Here is an 18,194-nt window from a genome sequence, read left to right as displayed (position 1 = left end):
TCCCCCGAGGGCGGGGGAGAGGGCAGTCCCATCATGTCTCTGCCTCGGCCCGCACACGCCGAAGCCGCGCGAGCCGTGGTTGCTCCCTTCTCCCCGCCGGGGAGAAGGGGCGGGGATGAGGGGGCGCGCATGCGCGGCGCACCCGGCCGGCTTGCGCCGACACGGCCTCATCACACCTTCGCTCCCGGGGTTGGAAGCGGGGCCGTCTTCCCTTGGCTGAGCGCTGGACATGGTCGGGGTACGCAGAGTGGTGGCGGCGACGCCGGTCAGCCGTCGCCGCTGTCCTTGAGGCGCTCGACCAGCGCGGCGCAGAGCGCCTCCAGTCGCGTCTCGTCCTCGACCGGGCGCTGGCTGGCGTCGGTGATGTAGAAGATGTCCTCGGCGCGCTCGCCGATGGTGGCGATCTTCGCGGCGTCGAGGCGCACGCCGTGGTCGGCGAAGACTTCGCCCACCCGCGAGAGCAGGCCGGGGCGGTCGGCGCTGACCAGCTCGATGACGGTGCGGTCGCGGCCGTCGTCCTGGTAGTGGTGCGCCACCGTCGGCGTGTTGAAGTGGCGCAGCTGGCGCGAGGGGCGCTGCGACACGCGCACGCTGTGCAGCTCTGGCCCGGTCAGCTTGGACTGCAGCGCGCTGCGGATCTCGTCGCGGCGCTGGTCGCTGTCGATGGCGCCGCCATCGCCCTCGACCACGACGTAGGAGTCCAGCGCGTAGCCGTCGGCGGTGGTGTTCAGGCGGGCGTCCAGGATGGTCAGGCCGAGCTGCGCGAGCACGCCGGTGGTGACCGCGAACAGCAGGTCGCGGTCGCGGGTGTAGACGAACACCGTGGTGCCGCGCTCGGCGACGTCGTCGACCAGCGCCAGCGTGCCGCCGCTCTCGGCGCCGAGCAGCGCGGGCAGGTGCCAGGCGAGCTCGTCCGGGGTGTGGCGCATGAAGTAGTCGGCATCGAACCGCTTCCATACCGACTCGGCGCGCTCGGGCGGGATGCCGGAAGCCGCCAGCGCCTGCTCGCGGCGCTCGCGCACCACCTCGCGGGTGTCCTGCGGATTCTCGGTGCCGCGGTCGAAGGCCGCCGCGGTGGCGCGGTAGAGCTCCTCGAGCAGCGCCTTGCGCCAGCTGTTCCAGAGCTTGGGGTTGGTGGCGCGGATGTCGGCGCAGGTCAGCAGGAAGAGGTAGTCCAGCCGCGCGCGCGAACCCACCTTCTGGGCGAAGTCGTTGACGATCTCGGGGTCCGAGATGTCCTGACGCTGGGCGGTCAGCGACATCAGCAGGTGATTGCGCACCAGCCAGTCCACCAGCTCGGCGTCGGCGTGCGACAGGCCGTGTTCCAGGCAGAAGCGGCGCGCGGTCTCGGCGCCGAGCGTGGAGTGGTCGCCGCCCTGGCCCTTGCCGATGTCGTGGAACAGGCCGGAGAGGTACAGCAGGTCGCGCCGCGGCACGCGCTGCATGACCTTGTGCGCGAAGGGCAGTTCCTCGCGGAAGCGCTGCATGGCCATGCGGCGCAGGTTGCGCACCACGTAGAGGGTGTGCTCGTCCACGGTCAGGGTGTGGAAGAGGTCGTACTGCATGTGGCCGATGACCCGGCCGAAGGACGGCAGATAGCGGCCCAGCACGCCGTAGCGGTTCATGCGGCGCAGCGCGCGCGTCAGGCCGCGGCCCTCGCGGAACATGGTGATGAACAGCTCGCGGGCGTGCACGGTCTCGCGCAGGCCCTCGTCCACCAGCCGCCGGTCGCGGCGGATCAGGCGCAGCGTGCCGGCGCTGATGCCCTGCACCTCGGGATGGCGCTGCAGCAGCACGAAGATCTCGATCAGCGCCCAGGGGTGCTCGCGGAAGACGCTGTCCTGGCGCGCCTCGATGGAGCCGCCGCGGATGCAGAAGCGGGCGTTGATGGGCTCCGGGTCGATGGCCTCGGGGTCGCCCAGGATGGCCTGCTCGAACAGCTGCAGCAGCATGTCGTTCAGGCAGGTCAGCATCTTGATGGTGCGGTAGTACAGCTGCATGAACTGTTCCACCGCGAGCGAGGCATCGGCATCGACATAGCCGAACAGCTTCGCCACCCGCACCTGGTGGTCGAACAGCAGGCGGTCCTCCTCGCGGCCGGTCAGCATGTGCAGCGCGAAGCGCACCCGCCACAGGAAGTCCTGCCCGGCATAGAGCTCGTCGCATTCCTGCTTGGACAGGAAGCCGCGCTCGCGCAGGTCGGCGAGGGTGCGGGCGCCGAAGTGGCGCTTGGCCACCCAGGCCACGGTCTGGATGTCGCGCAGGCCGCCGGGGCTCTCCTTGACGTTGGGCTCGAGCTTGTAGCCGGTGTCGTCGAACTTGGCGTGGCGCGCGGCCTGCTCGTCGAGCTTGGCGCGGAAGAAGGCGTCGCTGGGCCAGACCCTGTCGGGGCCGAGCTCCTGCTCCAGCGTTTCGACCAGGGCGGGGTTGCCCGCCAGCAGGCGGTGCTCGGTGAGCGTGGTGAAGATGCTCAGGTCGTCGCGCGCCAGCTCGCGGCAGTCGCCCGGGCTGCGCACGGACGCCCCCACCTCCAGGCCGATGTCCCAGAGGAAGGCCATGAGCTGCTCGACCGCGCCGCGGTGCGGCTCGAGCTCGCCGTCGCTGTGCAGTACCAGCAGATCGATGTCCGAATGCGGCAGCAGCTCGGCGCGGCCGTAGCCGCCGACCGCCAGCAGGGCGAGCCCGTCGCTGTCACCGACGTGCGCCTGCCACGCCGCGCGCAGCACCTCGTCGACCAGCTGGGCGCGGGCGTGCACCAGGCTGTCCGCCGGCGCGCCCTCGTGGAACAGCGCCATGAGGCGCTCGCTGCCCCAGCGCAGCGTGTCGCGGAAGCGCGCCACGCGCCCGTCGTCGCTGCCGCGCAGGCGGCGCGCGATGCTGTTCGCGCCGAAGGTGGCTTCGGTCTCGGCGCTGGCTTCGCTGATTTCCATGCGGCTATTGTGCGCCTTTATACCTGCCCGTCACGCAATGTCAGCACCTCGTACCCGCTTTCGGTGACGGCGATGGTGTGCTCCCACTGCGCCGACAGCGAGTGGTCGCGCGTGACCACGGTCCAGCCGTCGGGCAGCTCGCGCGTGCCGGGCGCGCCGGCGTTGACCATGGGCTCGATGGTGAAGGTCATGCCCGCCTTGAGCTCCTGCCCGGTGCCGGGCTTGCCGTAGTGCAGCACCTGCGGGTCCTCGTGGAAGCCGCGGCCGATGCCGTGGCCGCAGTATTCGCGCACCACCGAGAAGCCGGCGCCTTCGGCGACCTGCTGGACGGCGTGGCCGATGTCGCCGAGGCGTGCCCCGGGGCGGACCTGCTCGATGCCCGCCACCATGGCGGCGTGGGCGGTCTCGGCCAGGCGGCGGCCGAGCACGGTGGGCTCGCCGACGTAGTACATCCGCGAGGTGTCGCCGTGCCAGCCGTCCTTGTTGATGACGGTGACGTCGATGTTCACGATGTCGCCGCGCTTCAGCTTCTTGGCGCCCGGAATGCCGTGGCACACCACGTGATTCACCGAGGTGCAGATGGCGCCGGGGAAGGGCGGGCGGCTGTTGCCGGCGGTGTAGCCGATGGTGGCCGAGGTGCAGCCGAGGGGCCCGAGCACGTACTCGCGGGCGAGGTCGTCGAGCTCGCCGGTGGTGATCCCCGGCTTGACGTGGGGTTCGAGGTACTGGAGGACGCTGGCGGCAGCTTGGCAGGCGGCGCGCATGCCCTCGAGATCCTCGGCATTCTTGGTGGTAATGGCCATGCGTGCCGGCGTTGTTGGCAAAGGGCGCGGCATGGTATAAAGCGCGCCCCCGTTTGGCAATGCAGCACGCGTGCCGTTCAGGGGCGTGGCCGGCACCGTCCGTACGGATGGCAGCGGCGGCGTAATTCCATTCGCGCGACCGGCTTGGGTGGGCCGCCGGCCTCTTACGCGGCGCGCGATCTGCCGAAAAACCCAAGGAGTCAACATGGCCGATATCACCATGCGCCAGCTGCTGGAAGTGGGCGCGCATTTCGGGCACCGCACGCGGTACTGGAACCCCAAGATGGATGCGTACATCTTCGGGCACCGCAACAAGGTGCACATCATCAATCTCGAGCACACGCTGCCGATGCTCAAGGACGCCTGCAACTACGCCGGGCGTCTGGCGGCCAACGGCGGCAACATCCTCTTCGTCGGCACCAAGCGCGCCGCGCGCGATGTCATCGAGCAGGAAGCCAACCGCTGCGGGATGCCGTACATCAACCAGCGCTGGCTGGGCGGCGCGCTGACCAACTTCAAGACGGTCAAGCAGTCCACCGCGCGGCTGATCGAGATGGAGAAGCAGGTCGAGGACGGCTCGATCAACAAGCTGCCCAAGAAGGAGCAGCTCGAGTTCCAGCGCGACCTCGCCAAGCTCCAGCGCTCGCTCGGCGGCATCAAGCACATGAGCAGCCTGCCGGACTGCCTCTTCGTGATCGACACCGGTTACGAGGACATCGCCGTGAAGGAGGCCCGCAAGCTGGGCATCCGCATCATCGCCGTGGTCGACAGCAACAACAGCCCCGAGGGCATCGACAGCGTCATTCCGGGCAACGATGACGCCACCCGCGCCATCAAGTTCTATGCCCAGTGCATCGCCGACGCCGTGATCGACGCCAAGGGCGCCAACACGGTCGGTGGCGGCGCGCGCGACGCCGAGCAGCAGATGGCCGCCGCCGCGACCGCCGACGAAGCTTCCGCCGATTCCCAGGAGGCCTCCGCATGAGCATCACCGCCGCAATGGTGAAGGAACTCCGCGAGCGCACCGGCGCCGCGATGATGGACTGCAAGAAGGCCCTGCAGGCCGTCGACGGCGACGTCGACGCCGCCATCGAGCAGATGCGCAAGGACGGCATGGCCAAGGCCGACAAGAAGGCCTCGCGGGTCGCGGCCGACGGCATCATCGTCGTCGCCGAGAACGACACCGGCATCGCCATGCTCGAGTTCAACAGCGAGACCGACTTCGTCGCCAAGAACGACGAGTTCGTCGCGCTCGCCAACAGCGCGGCGAAGACCGCGCTGGAGCAGCGTCCGGCCGACGTCAATGCACTGCTCACCTACGACGACGGCAACGGCGACTTCGAGACCCAGCGCAAGGCGCTGGTCGCGAAGATCGGCGAGAACATGAACCTGCGCCGTTTCGAGGTGGTGGATAGCGCCGGCGGCGCCATGGCCTACTACCAGCACGGCGCCCGCATCGGCACCGTGGTGGCGCTGGAAGGCAGCGACGACGCGCAGCTGGCCAAGGATCTGGCCATGCACATCGCCGCGAGCAACCCGCAGTACCGCAGCGCCGACGACGTGCCCGCGGACGTGCGCGAGGCCGAGAAGCAGATCCTCATGGCGCAGGCCGCCGACAGCGGCAAGCCGGCCGACATCATCGAGAAGATGATCGAGGGCCGCCTGCGCAAGTATCTCGCCGAGATCACGCTCTACGGCCAGCCCTTCGTCAAGGATCCCGACACCACCGTCGAGAAGCTCCTGAAGGACAAGGGCGCCAGGGTCGCGCGCTACGTGCGCTTCGAGGTCGGCGAGGGCATCGAGAAGCAGGAGACCGACTTCGCCAGCGAGGTGCGGGCCACCGCGCAGGCGACGATGGGCTAGACTTTGCGCCGCCGCGCGGCCCGTCCGGGCCGTGCGGCGATGCAGCCGTGTCGCCCCATCCGGCGCGGGGTCCGCGCCGCAGTTCGTGATCTTGCCGGAGCCTCTCGATGTCGTCCTCCTCAGCCTATCGGCGCATTCTCGTCAAGCTGTCCGGTGAGGCCCTGATGGGGGAGCTGGAGTACGGCATCTCGTCACCGGTGATCGGGCAGATCGCCAGCGAGCTGATCGCGGTGGTCGAGAGCGGCGTCGAGGTGGCCGTGGTCATCGGCGGCGGCAACATCTTCCGCGGCGAGGGACTGGCCCGCGGCGGCATCCAGCGCGTCACCGCCGACCAGATGGGCATGCTCGCCACGGTCATGAACGCGCTCGCGCTGCAGGATGCGCTGGAGAAGCAGGGCGCGGTCTGCCGGGTGATGTCCGCGGTGCGCATCAACCAGGTGTGCGAGGACTACATCCGCCGCCGCGCGGTGCGCCATCTCGAGAAGGGGCGCATCGTGGTGTTCGCGGCCGGTACCGGCAATCCCTTCTTCACCACCGATTCGGCGGCGGCGCTGCGCGCCATCGAGATCGACGCCCAGCTCATGATGAAGGCCACCAAGGTGGACGGCATCTACTCGGCCGATCCCACCAAGGATGCCGATGCCGAGCGCTACGACCGGCTGACCTACGACGAGGTGCTCGACCGGCGTCTCGGCGTCATGGACCAGACCGCCATCGTGCTGTGCCGCGACCACCGACTGCCGCTGTGCGTCTACGACATGACGCAGTCCGGCGCGCTCGCCCGCATAGCCGGCGGCGACACGTCGATCGGAACCATCGTCCTGTGAACCGCTATTGAAGGCGCCAATCCCATGATCGAAGACATCAAGAAGGACGCGAACCACCGCATGAAGCGGGCCATCGAGGTGCTCGACACCGAGTACGCCAAGCTCCGCACCGGCCGGGCCCACGCCTCGCTGCTCGACCACGTCCGGGTCGAGTACTACGGCGCCGAGGTGCCGGTCTCGCAGGCGGCCAACGTCACGGTGGAGGATGCCCGCACCATCAGCATCACCGCCTGGGAGAAGTCGATGGTGTCGGTGGTCGAGAAGGCCATCATCAACTCCGACCTCGGCCTCACGCCCAACACCGCCGGCACGGTGATCCGCATCACGCTGCCGCCGCTCACCGAGGAGCGCCGCAAGGACCTCGCCAAGGTCGTGCGCCACGAGGCCGAGAATGCCAAGGTGGCGGTGCGCAATGTCCGCCGCGACGCGAACCAGTCGGTCAAGGAACTGGTCAAGGAGAAGGAGATCAGCGACGACGACGAGAAGCGCGCGGAGGTCGAGATCCAGAAGCTCACCGACACCCATATCGCGACCATCGAGGAACACATGGCGGCCAAGGAGAAGGAAATCCTTTCCGTCTGACCCGCGATGCCGGCCCCAGCCCCAGAAGCGAGCACCAAGCCCCGGCACGTCGCCATCATCATGGATGGCAACGGGCGCTGGGCGGCGGCGCGTGGCCGGCCGCGGGCGCTCGGCCACCGGCTGGGCGTGCAGGCGGCACGGCGCGTCGTGCGCGCCGCCAGCGAGCGCGATGTGCCGGTGCTCAGCCTGTTCGCCTTCAGCCAGGAGAACTGGCGCCGGCCCGAGCGCGAAGTGCGCATGCTCATCCACCTGTTCGGACGCACCCTGCGCCGCGAGGCCGAGGGGCTGCGCAGCAACAATGTGCGCATGCGTTTCATCGGCAGCCGCGAGGCCTTTCCGGCGTCGCTGCGCCGCGAGATGGAGGGCGTGGAGTCGCTGACCGCCGGCAACAACGGCCTGCAGCTGCTGGTGGCGCTGGGTTACGGCGGCCAGTGGGACATCTGCCACGCCGCCGAGTGCGCGCGCCGCGACGGCGTGCCCATTGATCACGAGAGCCTCTCCGAGCGCCTGAGCACGGCCGATTTCCCGCCGCCCGATCTGCTCATCCGCACCGGCGGCGAGTACCGCATCAGCAACTTCATGCTCTGGCAGCTGGCCTACGCGGAGCTGCGCTTCGTCGAGACCCTGTGGCCGGATTTCGACGCCGACGATCTCGATCAGGCCCTGACCTGGTACGCCCAGCGCCAGCGGCGCTTCGGCATGGTGGCCGAGGCCTGATGCTGGGGCAGCGCATCGTCACCGCCGCGGTACTGCTGGTGCTGCTCGGGGCGGCGCTCTTCTGGCTCGACGGCGGATGGCTGTACGGGGTCTTCTGCCTGGTGGCGCTGGGCGCGGCGTGGGAGTGGGCGGGCATCGCCGGTCTGCCGTCGCGCCCGGAGCGCGCGCGCTACACACTGCTGATCGGGGCGCTGCTGGGTGCGGCATGGTTCGCGCAGGTCGAGTACCGGCTGGCGCCGCTGATCTGGATGGTGGGCGTGCTGTGGTGGCTGCTGAGCTTCTGGCTGCTGCGCGGCTTCCCCGCCAGCCTGGAGATCGCGCGATTCGGCGCGCGCGCGCGGCAGACGGCCGGCGTGGCGATGATCGTGCCGGTGCCGCTGGCGCTGAGCACGCTGGTCGACGGTGCCGGCGGCCTGGTGGCGCTGGGCACGCTCTTCGCCATCGTTTGGGGCGCCGATGTCGGCGCCTACTTCGCGGGGCGCGCCTGGGGGCGCAACAAGCTGGCGCCCAGCGTCAGTCCGGGCAAGACGCGCGAGGGCGCGTGGGGCGGGGCGGTGGTCGCGCTCGCCGTGGTGCTGCCGGTCGCGGCGCTGTGGCTGCCGGTGTCCGGCGCCGGCCTGGCGTTGTTCGCGCTGCTGGCGGTGGTGTGCGTGCTGGTGTCGATCCTCGGCGATCTGGTCGAGAGCGCATTCAAGCGCGTGGCCGGCATCAAGGACTCGGGCGCGCTGCTGCCCGGACACGGCGGCGTGCTCGATCGGGTCGACAGCCTGCTCGCGGTGGCACCGCTGTTCGCGCTGGGGCTGTACTGGCTGCTGTGAGCGGGACGGACCTCGTCATTCTCGGCGCCACCGGATCGGTGGGGCGCAGCGCGCTGGAGGTGCTCGACGCGCAGTCCGCACCGCAGCCGCTGCACGCGCTGACCGCCCATCGCGACGTGGCCGCGCTCGCCGAGCTCTGCCGGCGGTACCGTCCGCGCGTCGCCGTGGTGGCCGATGCGACCGCCATCGATGCGCTGCGCGACGCGCTGTCCGGCACCGGCATTGCGGTGACCGGCGGCACCGACGCGCTCGCCGAGGTGGCGGCCGACGCGCGCGTGGCCTCGGTGCTGTCCGCGATCGTGGGCGCCGCCGGGCTGCTGCCGACGCTGTCGGCGGTGCGGGCGGGCAAGCGCGTCCTGGTCGCCAACAAGGAGCCGCTGGTGATGGCCGGTGAGCTCTTCCTGGCCGAGGCGCTGGCGAGCGGGGCCGAGATCGTGCCGGTGGACAGCGAGCACAACGCCATCTACCAGTGCCTGCCCGCCGGCTATGTGTGCGGGCGCACGCCGGAGGGTGTCGAGAAGCTGGTCCTGACCGCATCCGGCGGGCCCTTCCGCACCTGGAGCACCGAGGCCATGCGCACGGCCACTCCCGAGCAGGCGGTGGCGCATCCCAACTGGCAGATGGGCGCCAAGATCTCGGTCGACTCGGCCAGCATGATGAACAAGGGCCTGGAGGTCATCGAGGCGCACTGGCTCTTCGCCATGCCGCACGAGGCCATCGAGGTGGTGGTGCATCCGCAGAGCGTGGTGCACTCGCTGGTCGCCTACCGCGACGGCTCGCTGCTGGCGCAGCTCGGCGCGCCGGACATGAAGATTCCGCTGGCCCACGCGCTGGGGCACCCGGAGCGCATGCCGTCGGGTGCGCGCATGCTCGATCTGGTCGCGGCCGGGGACCTGACCTTCGAGCCGGCCGACGAAACGCGCTTCCCGTGTCTCGGCCTGGCTCGTGCCGCGATCGCGCAGGGCGCCACCGCGCCGACGGTATTGAACGCCGCCAACGAGGTTGCGGTCGAAGCGTTTCTCGCCGGGCGTCTGGCCTTCGGGCAGATCAGCGAGGTGATCGCCTCGGTGCTCGATCGCGCGGCCGGCGGGACGCTGCCCGCGGCCACGGAGCTGGACGCGGTCCTGCGCATGGATGACTGGGCGCGCGACAATGCGCGCGCCGCGGTATCGGGAAGCAAGGGCACTACATGTCAAGCGTGATCTGGTCGGTATTCGGTTTCATCGTCGCCATCGGCGTGCTCGTGACCTTTCACGAGTTCGGGCACTACTGGGTCGCACGGCGCTGCGGCGTCAAGGTCCTGCGCTTCTCGGTGGGCTTCGGCCGGCCGCTGTGGCGGCGCAACCTCGCCAACGGCACCGAGCTGGTGCTGGCGGCGATTCCGCTCGGGGGCTACGTCAAGATGCTGGACGAGCGCGAGTCCGAGGAGCCGATCCCGGACGAGCTGCAGGATCAGGCCTTCAACCGCAAGTCGCTGGCCCAGCGCAGCGCCATCGTCGCGGCCGGTCCGGTGTTCAACTTCGTGCTCGCCGCGGTGTTCTACTGGGCCACCTACGTGATCGGCGTGCCCGACATGCGCCCGGTGATCGACGCGCCGCCCGCGGGGAGCCTGCTCGCCGAGGCCGGTGCGGTGGGCGGCTCCGAGATCGACGCGGTCAACGGCGAGGCCACGCCGACCTGGACCAGCGCGCGCATGGCGCTGCTCGATCAGGCGATGGCGGCGGACACGCTGCGCCTGCGCATGACCGAGCCGGGCGGCGGCAGCCGCGAGATCGCCATCGACACTGCCGGCGTGCCGGTCGACCCGGAGCCGATGTTCGAGACGCTCGGGCTCGGGCTCTATCGACCCGAGATCCCGCCGCGCATCGCCGAGGTGGTTCCGGGCGAGCCGGCGGCCGCCGCCGGCCTGCAGGCGGGGGATCTCATCGTCGCGCTGGACGGCGAGCCGATGGCCAGCTGGCGCGCGCTGGTGGAATGGCTGCGGGCGCATCCCGGTGAGCAGACCGTGCTCACCGTCGAGCGCGGCGGCGAGCAATTGACGCGGGAGCTCACCGTGGGCAGCGCCATTGATGGCGGGGAACAGGTCGGTCGACTGGGCGCGCGGGTCGATGTTCCTGCTGATTTGTGGCAGGATTTCCGCACGATACATAGAGAAGGCGTCATGGAGGCCGCGGTCTCCGGCGTCGGCGAAACCGTATCCGTTGCGTGGCTGACCCTGCGCATGATGGGGCGCATGATCGTCGGCGACGTGTCCGTGGACAACATCAGCGGGCCGCTCCAGATCGCGCAGTACGCCGGGTACACGGCGGCTGCCGGGCTGGTGACCTACCTCGGCTTTCTGGCGCTGATCAGTGTCAGTCTGGGTGTGCTCAATCTGCTGCCCGTCCCCATGCTGGACGGGGGGCATCTTTTGTACTACCTCGTCGAAGCCATCAAGGGGTCACCCGTCTCGGAGCGCACCCAGATCCTGGGTCAGCAGCTGGGCCTGCTGATGCTGGCGGGGCTGATGGGGTTGGCCTTCTACAACGATCTGTCGCGTCTGTTCGGCTAGTAAAAAACGAGAGAACCTGATGATCCGATTTGCCACCGCTGGTTGGCGCGCCGCCGTGTTGTTGCTCGTGCTGTGCTGCGCCACCGCGACCGCGGCCGAACGCTTCATCATCGATGACATTCGCGTGGAGGGGCTGTCCCGGCTCGAGGAAGGCACGGTGCTCAGCTATCTGCCGCTGGTGGTGGGCGACGAGCTCAACGAGCAGACCGCGCAGCAGTCGATCCGGTCGGTGTACGACAGCGGTCTGTTCGCGGACGTCCAGCTACTCCGCGACGGCGGCGCGCTGGTGGTCCGGGTGACCGAGCGACCGCAGATCGCCTCCTTCGAGATCGAGGGCAACGAGAAGATCGGCGGCGACGAGTTGATGGAGTCGATGCGCTCGCTGGGGCTGTCCGAGGGCGAGGTCTTCAAGCAGTCGATCCTCGACCAGGTCTCGCTCGAGCTGCGCCGGCAGTACTTCGCCAACGGCTTCTACGACGTCGACATCGAATCCGTGGTCGACGAGCTGCCCAACAACCGTGTCGGCATCCGCATCGACGTCGTCGAGGGCGAGTCCGCCACCATCAAGTCGATCAACATCGTCGGCAACGAAGTCTTCGACGACGACACGCTGCGCGACGAGCTCAAGCTGCAGGAAACCAACTGGATGCCGTTCCAGCGCAGCGACCAGTACTCCAAGCAGCAACTCGGCGGCGACCTGGAAACGCTCACCTCGTACTACCAGGACCGCGGCTACCTCCGCTTCACCATCGAGGACGTCCAGGTCCAGTTGTCGCCGGACAAGCGCGACATCTACGTGACCATCACCGTCGACGAGGGCGAGGTCTACTCGGTCGCCGGCACCCGCTTCACCGGCGAGACGGTACTCAACGAGCAGTTCCTCAACGCGATGGTGACCACCGAGGCGGGCGACACCTTCTCGCGCCGCCTGGCCACCGAGAGCAGCGATCGCATCGAGGCGGCGCTGGCCAACGTCGGCTTCGCCTTCGCCGAGGTGCAGCCGGTGCCGGAGCCGGTCGAGGGCGAGGACCGCAAGATCACCATCAACTACGTGGTGGACCCGAAGAAGCGCACCTATGTCCGCCAGATCCGCTTCCGGGGCAACACCGGCACCAACGACGAAACCCTGCGCCGCGAGCTGCGCCAGCTCGAGGCGGCGCCGTTCTCGCAGTCGGCAGTGGAACGCTCGCGCGTGCGCATCGACCGCCTCTCGTTCATCGAATCGACCGAGGTCGATACGCAACCGGTACCGGGTACGGACGACCTCGTCGACGTCGTATTCACGGTCAAGGAGCGCCCGCCGGGCTCGGTGCAGGTCGGCGTCGGCTTCTCGGGCGCGGACGGCTTCCTGGTCTCGGGCTCGGTCACGCACGCCAACTTCCTGGGTACCGGCAACCGGGTGTCGGTCAACCTCGAGAACAACACCTTCTCGCAGCAGGTGAGCCTCAGCTGGAGCGATCCGTACTTCACCGAGGACGGCATCAGCCAGACCATCAGCGGCTACTTCCGCAAGTCGGACCGCATCATCCGCTTCAGCTCGGGCTTCTCCAGCAACGTGCTCGGCGGCGACCTGACCTACGGCATCCCGATTTCCGAGTACTCCACGCTGCGCGCCGGCGTGGGCGTTTCCGAGACCTCCATCGAAACCTTCGCGGGGCAGACCAGCGACGAGGTCATCGACTTCGTGTCGGAGAACGGCAAGCGCTTCACCGCCTGGCAGCTGCGCACCGGCATCGCGCGCGATACCCGCAACCGCACCATCTTCGTGACGCGCGGCAATCTCATCCGCCTGAATGCCGACATCGTGCTGCCCGGATCGGATCTGCGCTACTTCAGCACCAGTCTGACCACGCAGCACCACCTGCCGCTGCTGTTCGGCTTCATCGCGCAGATCAACACCTCGGTGGGCTATGTCGACACCTACGGCAACGAGGACACCGTGCCGCCGTACGAGAACTACTTCGCGGGCGGCACGCGCACGGTGCGCGGCTACCGCGACGGCACCCTCGGCCCGCGCGACACGCCGTTCGACAATCCCTTCGGCGGCAAGCTGCGCACGACCTCGCAGACCGAGCTCATCGTGCCGCTGCCCTTCGAGGCCGACGGGCAGTCGACGCGCTTCTCGCTGTTCTTCGACATCGGCAACGTGTTCGAGGAGCCGGGCGATTTCGAGGCCAACGAGCTTCGCCAGAGCGCCGGCGTGGCGTTCCGCTGGTTCACGCCGTTTTTGGGTATTCTCAACCTGAGCTACGGGTTCCCGCTGAACGACGAGCCCGGCGACGAAACCGACCGGTTCCAGATCAACTTCGGCACCGGCTTCTAGATTCCCCACAGCCTTGAGGACGACACCGAACTCCATGATGTACAGAAAGCTGATTCCCCTTTCCGCGCTCCTGCTGGCGCTGACCCCGGGCATGGCGGCTGCCATCGAGATCGGGACCGTGCGCGCGCAGGAACTGGTGCAGAAGTCGCCGCAGTACGAGAAGGCCGAGGCACGCATGCGCAGCGATTTCGAGTCGCGCGCCAGCGAGCTCCAGGAGGAGGCGCAGCAGCTCCAGGAGGACATCCAGACCTTCCAGCAGGAAGCCGATCTGATGTCCGCCGAGGACCGCACCCAGAAGGAGCAGGAGCTCAGTACGCGGCAGAACGACTTCCAGCTCAAGCAGCGTCGGTTCCGCGAGGACGTCTCCAACCGCGAGCGCGAGCTCTACCAGGAAATGATGGGCAAGATCCGCGACGAGATCGAGGATGTCGCGCGCGAGCGCGGACTCGATCTGATCGTGCCGGATCCGGTCTATGCCGCGCCGGAACTCGACCTCACCGACGCCGTCCTCAAGAAGCTCCAGCAGAGCGACGACTGAGGCGGTGGGCGTTCCGGCCCAGGTCGCGCATCGGCTCGGTGATATCGCCGAGCGTTTCGACCTCGAGCTGAGGGGCGATCCCGACTGCCGCATCGAGGGCGTCTGCACGCTCGACCCGGGCCGCGAGGGGCATATCGGCTTCCTCGCGAACCCGCGCTACCGGGCACAGCTCGCGGACACGCGCGCGTCGGCGGTCATCGTCGGCGCGCGCGACGCCGGTCGGCACGACGGCAACGCGCTGGTCGCGCCCGACCCGTACCTGGCGTTCGCGCGCGTGGCGCGGCTGTTCGAGCCGGCGCCGACCGCCTTCGGGGCACAGCAGCACCCCAGCGCGGTGATCGCGGGCGACGCTTCGGTCGATGCCGGCGCGCGACTCGGCCCGAATGCGGTCATCGGGCCCGGCGCCAGCATCGGTGCCGATGTCGTGATCGGTCCCAACTGCGTCGTGGGTGCCGGGGCGAGCATCGGGTCGGGCAGCGAGCTGGTGGGCAACGTTCATATCGGTGACCGGGTCTCGGTCGGTGCGCGCTGCCGGCTGCATCCCGGCGTCGTGGTCGGCGCTCGCGGCTTCGGGCTGGCGCGCGGACCGCAGGGCTGGGAGGATGTGCCGCAGCTCGGCAGCGTCCGCATCGGCGACGACGTGGAGATCGGCGCCAACAGCGCCGTCGATCGCGGCGCCATCGAGGACACCGTCATCGAGGACGGCGTCAGGATCGACAATCTCGTGCAGATCGCGCACAACGTGCGCATCGGCCGCAACACCGCCATCGCCGGCTGTGCGGCAATCGCCGGCAGTACCCGCATCGGCGCCAACTGCCTGATCGGCGGCGGTGCCGGCGTGAACGGCCACGTCAGCATCTGCGACGGCGTGATCGTGCTGGGCTTCACCATGGTGACGCGCTCGATCACCGAACCCGGCCAGTACGGTTCCGGCTGGCCGGTGGAGCCGGCGCGGGTGTGGCACGGCCAGGTCAAGCGCCTGCGCCGTCTGGATCGCCTCGAGACGCGCGTGGCGCGGCTGGAAGGCGATAATGCGCAGGCCGATGACGACAGGGGAGAATGACCAGGTGGAATCGGGGATCATCGATATCAACGAGATCATGCGGCTGCTGCCGCATCGCTATCCGTTCGCGCTGCTCGATCGCGTGACGGCGTGCGAGCCCGGCGGACGGGTGCGCGGGCTCAAGAACGTCACCATCAACGAGCCCTTCTTCACCGGACATTTCCCGGATGCGCCGATCATGCCGGGCGTGCTGATCCTCGAGGCGCTGGCACAGATCAGCGGCATCCTCGCCATCCGTACCGAGTTCGAGCGCGCGCGCGAGCCCGACCAGCGGCTCTACTTCGCCGGCATCGACGGGGCCCGCTTCAAGCGGCCGGTGGTTCCCGGCGATCAGCTCGTGCTGGAGTCCGAGATGATCAAGCGCCGCCGCGATATCTGGCGCTTCCAGACGCGGGCGACGGTGGATGACACCCTGGCCGCGGAGGCCACGCTGACCTGCGCCCTCAAGGCCGCATGAGCGGGGGCATCCATCCCACCGCCGTCATCGAGGACGGTGCGCAGCTGCACGACAGCGTCACGATCGGTGCGTACAGCATCATCGGGGCAGGCGTCGAGCTCGGCGCCGACTGCGTGGTCGGCCCGCACGTCGTGCTGCGCGGGCCGATGCGCGTGGGCGAGGGCAACCGCTTCTTCCAGTTCTGCTCGGTCGGCGAGATCTCGCAGGATCTGACCGCTCGCGACGATGACGACACCCGCGTCGAGATCGGTGATCGCAACACCTTCCGCGAATACGTCACGGTCCAGCGCGGCACGCTGAAGGACAAGGCCGTGACGCGCATCGGCAGCAACAATCTGCTGATGAACCAGGTCCACGTGGCGCACGACTGCAGCATCGGCAACGGCACGGTGCTGGCCAACGGCGCGTCGCTGGCCGGGCACGTCGACATCGAGGATCACGTCATCCTCGGTGGCTTCACGCTGGTGCATCAGTTCTGCCGGCTGGGCACGCACTGCTTCACCGGCGGTGGCTCCATCGTCCTGCGCGATGTGCCGCCCTGGGTCATGAGCGAAGGCTCGCCGGCATCGCCGCGCGGCATCAACAAGGAGGGCCTGCGCCGCCGGGGCTTCTCGGCCGATCAGATCGGCGAGGTCCAGGGGCTCTACAAGCTGCTCTACCGCGAGAACCGGCGGCTGGCCGATGTCCGGGAGCTTCTGTCGGAGCGGGCCGAGCGTTCGGAGCTGGCCGCGCAGCTGCTCGCCTTCCTGGAGCGGTCCAAGCGCTCCGTGCAGCGCTGATCCGTCGCCGTGCGGGTCGTCCTGCTCGCGGGTGAGGCCTCCGGCGACCTGCTCGGCGCCGCGATCGCGCGCGGGCTGCGCGAGGCCGCGCCGGATATCGAGCTGACCGGCATCACCGGACCGCACATGCGCGCGGCGGGCTGCGAGAGCATCGCCGACATCAACGCCCTGTCGCTGATGGGCATCTTCGAGATCGCGCGCGAACTGCCGCGGCTGATCCGCTTCCGTCGTGCCGTGCGGGATGCCATCGTCGCGCTGAAGCCCGACATCGTGGTGGGCATCGACGCGCCGGACTTCAATCTGGGCCTGGAAGGCATGCTGCGCGCGTGTGGCCTTCGCAGCGTGCATGTCGTCAGCCCGACCATCTGGGCGTGGCGCGCCGGGCGCCGCTTCAAGATCGCGCGCAACTGCGACGCCATCCTCTGCCTCTATCCCTTCGAGCCGGCGTGCTACGCCGATACCGGACTGCGCGCCGAATACATCGGCCATCCGCTGGCCGACGAGCTGGATGCGAGCACCGCGCCCCGGCAGGCGCGCGCCGCGCTCGGACTCGATCCCGAGCGGCCGGTGCTGGGCGTGCTACCGGGCTCGCGGCACGGCGAGGTCGCCCGTCTCATGCCCGATTTCGCGGCCGCGGCGGCGCGCCTGGCCGAGCGCCACCCGGGTATCCGGGCGGTGGTTCCGGTTGCGCACGAGGGCCTGCGGGACGCCATCGCCACGCACGCGGTCGATGCTCCAGGGCTGGAATGGACGCTGGTCGACGGCGATTCGCGGCAGGTCATGCAGGCCTCGGACCTGCTGCTGCTGGCGTCGGGCACCGTCACGCTGGAGGCGCTGCTGCTCGGACGCCCGATGGTGGTGGCCTACCGAGCGTCCGCCGCCACCATCGGACTGCTGCGGCTCTTCAGGCTGGTGCGCACCGACTTCTTCGCGCTGCCCAACGTGCTGACGCGGGAGCGCACGGTGCCCGAGCTGCTGCAGGAGCAGGTCAGCGCCGAAGCGCTCGCCACCGAGCTCGAACCGCTGTGGGCCGACCCCGACGCGCGCCGCTATCAGATGCGGCAGTTCGATGCCGTGCGCGCCGAGCTGCGCTGCGACGCCGGCAAGCAGGCGGCCGCCATGCTGCTGGACATCGCGGGCAGGACGTGATCGCGGGTGTCGACGAAGCCGGGCGGGGCGCGCTTGCCGGGCCCGTCGTCGCGGCAGCCGTGGTGCTGGACGACATCCGGATCGTCGAAGGCCTGGCCGATTCCAAGAAGCTCTCGCCGGGGCGGCGCTCCGCGATCGCCGACAGCATCCGCGAGCGCGCGGTGGCGTGGGCGGTATGCGCGGTGGAGCCGGACGAGATCGACCGCATCAACATCCTCCAGGCGAGTCTCCTCGCCATGGCGCGCGCGCTGGAGGGGCTGGGCGTGCCGCCGAGCGCCGTGCTGGTGGACGGCAAGCAGGTGCCGCCCGGCGACTGGCCGGCGCGTGCCATCATTGGCGGCGACGCCATCGAGCCCGCCATCATGGCGGCGTCGATCCTCGCCAAGGTGCACCGCGACCAGCTCATGCGCGATCTCGACACGCAGCATCCCGGATACGGCTTCGCCCTCCACAAGGGCTATCCCACTGCCGCGCACCGCGACGCCCTGCGCGCGCTCGGCGCCTGCCCGGCGCACCGGCGGAGCTACGCGCCGGTGCGGCGGTGTCTGGCGGAGGCCGCGGGATGACCACGGTCAGCTTCGGCGAGCGGGGACAGTATACTAATTGCGCCGTAGTCGGCGCCGAACCCTCGTGCTCCAGGAAATTAGTATACTGTCCCCGCAGTTGGGCCCGGTTGCGCTCCCGGGTTCCGCGCGCCGGAGCGAAGGCGCTGCCGGCTGTTGCCGCTCGACCGGCGCGGGCCACTTTTCTGTTTTGCGACAGAAAAGTAGCCAAAAGAGCGCACCCCGCAGAAG

17 protein-coding genes are annotated in these 18,194 nt (G+C 69.3%); 15 read left to right on the top strand and 2 right to left on the bottom strand.

Going from position 1 to position 18,194, the window contains the following annotated elements; translation table 11 throughout:
- Positions 1–266: 266 nt before the first annotated feature.
- Entirely contained in the window at positions 267–2,930 is a 2,664-nt protein-coding gene (glnD, locus tag KAH28_RS16180; RefSeq protein ID WP_290578421.1) for a [protein-PII] uridylyltransferase, read from the bottom strand.
- A gap of 17 nt (positions 2,931–2,947) precedes the next feature.
- Positions 2,948–3,733, bottom strand: a complete 786-nt coding sequence (map, locus tag KAH28_RS16175) for a type I methionyl aminopeptidase (RefSeq protein ID WP_290578419.1) — start codon at positions 3,731–3,733, stop codon at positions 2,948–2,950.
- A 205-nt stretch (positions 3,734–3,938) separates the two neighbouring features.
- Here map and rpsB point away from each other — a divergent pair, with 205 nt between their 5' ends.
- The 15 genes from rpsB (at position 3,939) to rnhB (ending at position 17,966) form a co-directional block, all read left to right on the top strand.
- Entirely contained in the window at positions 3,939–4,718 is a 780-nt protein-coding gene (rpsB, locus tag KAH28_RS16170; RefSeq protein ID WP_290578417.1) for a 30S ribosomal protein S2, read from the top strand.
- Positions 4,715–5,596, top strand: coding sequence for a translation elongation factor Ts (tsf, locus tag KAH28_RS16165; RefSeq protein ID WP_290578415.1), 882 nt, complete (start codon positions 4,715–4,717; stop codon positions 5,594–5,596). The genes rpsB and tsf overlap by 4 nt, the downstream gene beginning before the upstream one ends.
- Positions 5,597–5,703: 107 nt before the next feature.
- Positions 5,704–6,423, top strand: coding sequence for a UMP kinase (gene pyrH / locus KAH28_RS16160; protein ID WP_290578413.1), 720 nt, complete (start codon positions 5,704–5,706; stop codon positions 6,421–6,423).
- A 24-nt stretch (positions 6,424–6,447) separates the two neighbouring features.
- Entirely contained in the window at positions 6,448–7,005 is a 558-nt protein-coding gene (gene frr, locus KAH28_RS16155; RefSeq protein ID WP_290578411.1) for a ribosome recycling factor, read from the top strand.
- Positions 7,006–7,011: 6 nt separating this feature from the next.
- A complete protein-coding gene (uppS, locus tag KAH28_RS16150) occupies positions 7,012–7,722 on the top strand; it encodes a polyprenyl diphosphate synthase (protein ID WP_290578409.1) in 711 nt (236 codons plus the stop codon).
- Positions 7,722–8,540: a phosphatidate cytidylyltransferase gene (locus KAH28_RS16145; RefSeq protein ID WP_290578408.1), complete on the top strand. Its 819-nt coding sequence runs from the start codon at positions 7,722–7,724 to the stop codon at positions 8,538–8,540. Before uppS ends, KAH28_RS16145 begins: the two co-directional genes overlap by 1 nt.
- Positions 8,537–9,742, top strand: a complete 1,206-nt coding sequence (locus KAH28_RS16140) for a 1-deoxy-D-xylulose-5-phosphate reductoisomerase (protein ID WP_290578406.1) — start codon at positions 8,537–8,539, stop codon at positions 9,740–9,742. Before KAH28_RS16145 ends, KAH28_RS16140 begins: the two co-directional genes overlap by 4 nt.
- Positions 9,730–11,091, top strand: a complete 1,362-nt coding sequence (gene rseP / locus KAH28_RS16135; RefSeq protein ID WP_290578404.1) for an RIP metalloprotease RseP — start codon at positions 9,730–9,732, stop codon at positions 11,089–11,091. The genes KAH28_RS16140 and rseP overlap by 13 nt, the downstream gene beginning before the upstream one ends.
- A gap of 19 nt (positions 11,092–11,110) precedes the next feature.
- A complete protein-coding gene (gene bamA / locus KAH28_RS16130) occupies positions 11,111–13,414 on the top strand; it encodes an outer membrane protein assembly factor BamA (RefSeq protein WP_290578402.1) in 2,304 nt (767 codons plus the stop codon).
- Positions 13,415–13,448: 34 nt separating this feature from the next.
- A complete protein-coding gene (locus tag KAH28_RS16125) occupies positions 13,449–13,952 on the top strand; it encodes an OmpH family outer membrane protein (RefSeq protein ID WP_290578400.1) in 504 nt (167 codons plus the stop codon).
- 4 nt (positions 13,953–13,956) lie between these two features.
- Positions 13,957–15,015, top strand: coding sequence for a UDP-3-O-(3-hydroxymyristoyl)glucosamine N-acyltransferase (gene lpxD / locus KAH28_RS16120; RefSeq protein ID WP_290578398.1), 1,059 nt, complete (start codon positions 13,957–13,959; stop codon positions 15,013–15,015).
- Positions 14,996–15,472 carry a 3-hydroxyacyl-ACP dehydratase FabZ gene (fabZ, locus tag KAH28_RS16115; RefSeq protein ID WP_366918219.1) on the top strand — a complete coding sequence of 159 codons (477 nt, stop codon included), beginning with the start codon at positions 14,996–14,998 and terminating at the stop codon, positions 15,470–15,472. The genes lpxD and fabZ overlap by 20 nt, the downstream gene beginning before the upstream one ends.
- Positions 15,469–16,251 carry an acyl-ACP--UDP-N-acetylglucosamine O-acyltransferase gene (gene lpxA / locus KAH28_RS16110; RefSeq protein ID WP_290578396.1) on the top strand — a complete coding sequence of 261 codons (783 nt, stop codon included), beginning with the start codon at positions 15,469–15,471 and terminating at the stop codon, positions 16,249–16,251. Before fabZ ends, lpxA begins: the two co-directional genes overlap by 4 nt.
- A gap of 9 nt (positions 16,252–16,260) precedes the next feature.
- The gene (gene lpxB / locus KAH28_RS16105) at positions 16,261–17,400 is read left to right on the top strand and encodes a lipid-A-disaccharide synthase (protein WP_290578394.1); all 1,140 of its coding nucleotides are present in this window, start codon (positions 16,261–16,263) and stop codon (positions 17,398–17,400) included.
- Positions 17,397–17,966, top strand: a complete 570-nt coding sequence (rnhB, locus tag KAH28_RS16100) for a ribonuclease HII (protein WP_290578393.1) — start codon at positions 17,397–17,399, stop codon at positions 17,964–17,966. Before lpxB ends, rnhB begins: the two co-directional genes overlap by 4 nt.
- Positions 17,967–18,194: the final 228 nt, after the last annotated feature.

This window comes from Algiphilus sp., assembly GCF_023145115.1.
GTDB lineage: Bacteria > Pseudomonadota > Gammaproteobacteria > Nevskiales > Nevskiaceae > Algiphilus.
This window is presented reverse-complemented; position numbering and strand designations above follow the sequence as displayed.

Bases quoted from the DNA above. Each gene is read 5' to 3' on its own strand.
- glnD (WP_290578421.1), bottom strand. From the start codon at position 2,930: ATGGAAATCAGCGAAGCCAGCGCCGAGACCGAAGCCACCTTCGGCGCG.
- map (WP_290578419.1), bottom strand. From the start codon at position 3,733: ATGGCCATTACCACCAAGAATGCCGAGGATCTCGAGGGCATGCGCGCC.
- rpsB (WP_290578417.1), top strand. From the start codon at position 3,939: ATGGCCGATATCACCATGCGCCAGCTGCTGGAAGTGGGCGCGCATTTC.
- tsf (WP_290578415.1), top strand. From the start codon at position 4,715: ATGAGCATCACCGCCGCAATGGTGAAGGAACTCCGCGAGCGCACCGGC.
- pyrH (WP_290578413.1), top strand. From the start codon at position 5,704: ATGTCGTCCTCCTCAGCCTATCGGCGCATTCTCGTCAAGCTGTCCGGT.
- frr (WP_290578411.1), top strand. From the start codon at position 6,448: ATGATCGAAGACATCAAGAAGGACGCGAACCACCGCATGAAGCGGGCC.
- uppS (WP_290578409.1), top strand. From the start codon at position 7,012: ATGCCGGCCCCAGCCCCAGAAGCGAGCACCAAGCCCCGGCACGTCGCC.
- KAH28_RS16145 (WP_290578408.1), top strand. From the start codon at position 7,722: ATGCTGGGGCAGCGCATCGTCACCGCCGCGGTACTGCTGGTGCTGCTC.
- rseP (WP_290578404.1), top strand. From the start codon at position 9,730: ATGTCAAGCGTGATCTGGTCGGTATTCGGTTTCATCGTCGCCATCGGC.
- bamA (WP_290578402.1), top strand. From the start codon at position 11,111: ATGATCCGATTTGCCACCGCTGGTTGGCGCGCCGCCGTGTTGTTGCTC.
- KAH28_RS16125 (WP_290578400.1), top strand. From the start codon at position 13,449: ATGATGTACAGAAAGCTGATTCCCCTTTCCGCGCTCCTGCTGGCGCTG.
- fabZ (WP_366918219.1), top strand. From the start codon at position 14,996: ATGACGACAGGGGAGAATGACCAGGTGGAATCGGGGATCATCGATATC.
- lpxA (WP_290578396.1), top strand. From the start codon at position 15,469: ATGAGCGGGGGCATCCATCCCACCGCCGTCATCGAGGACGGTGCGCAG.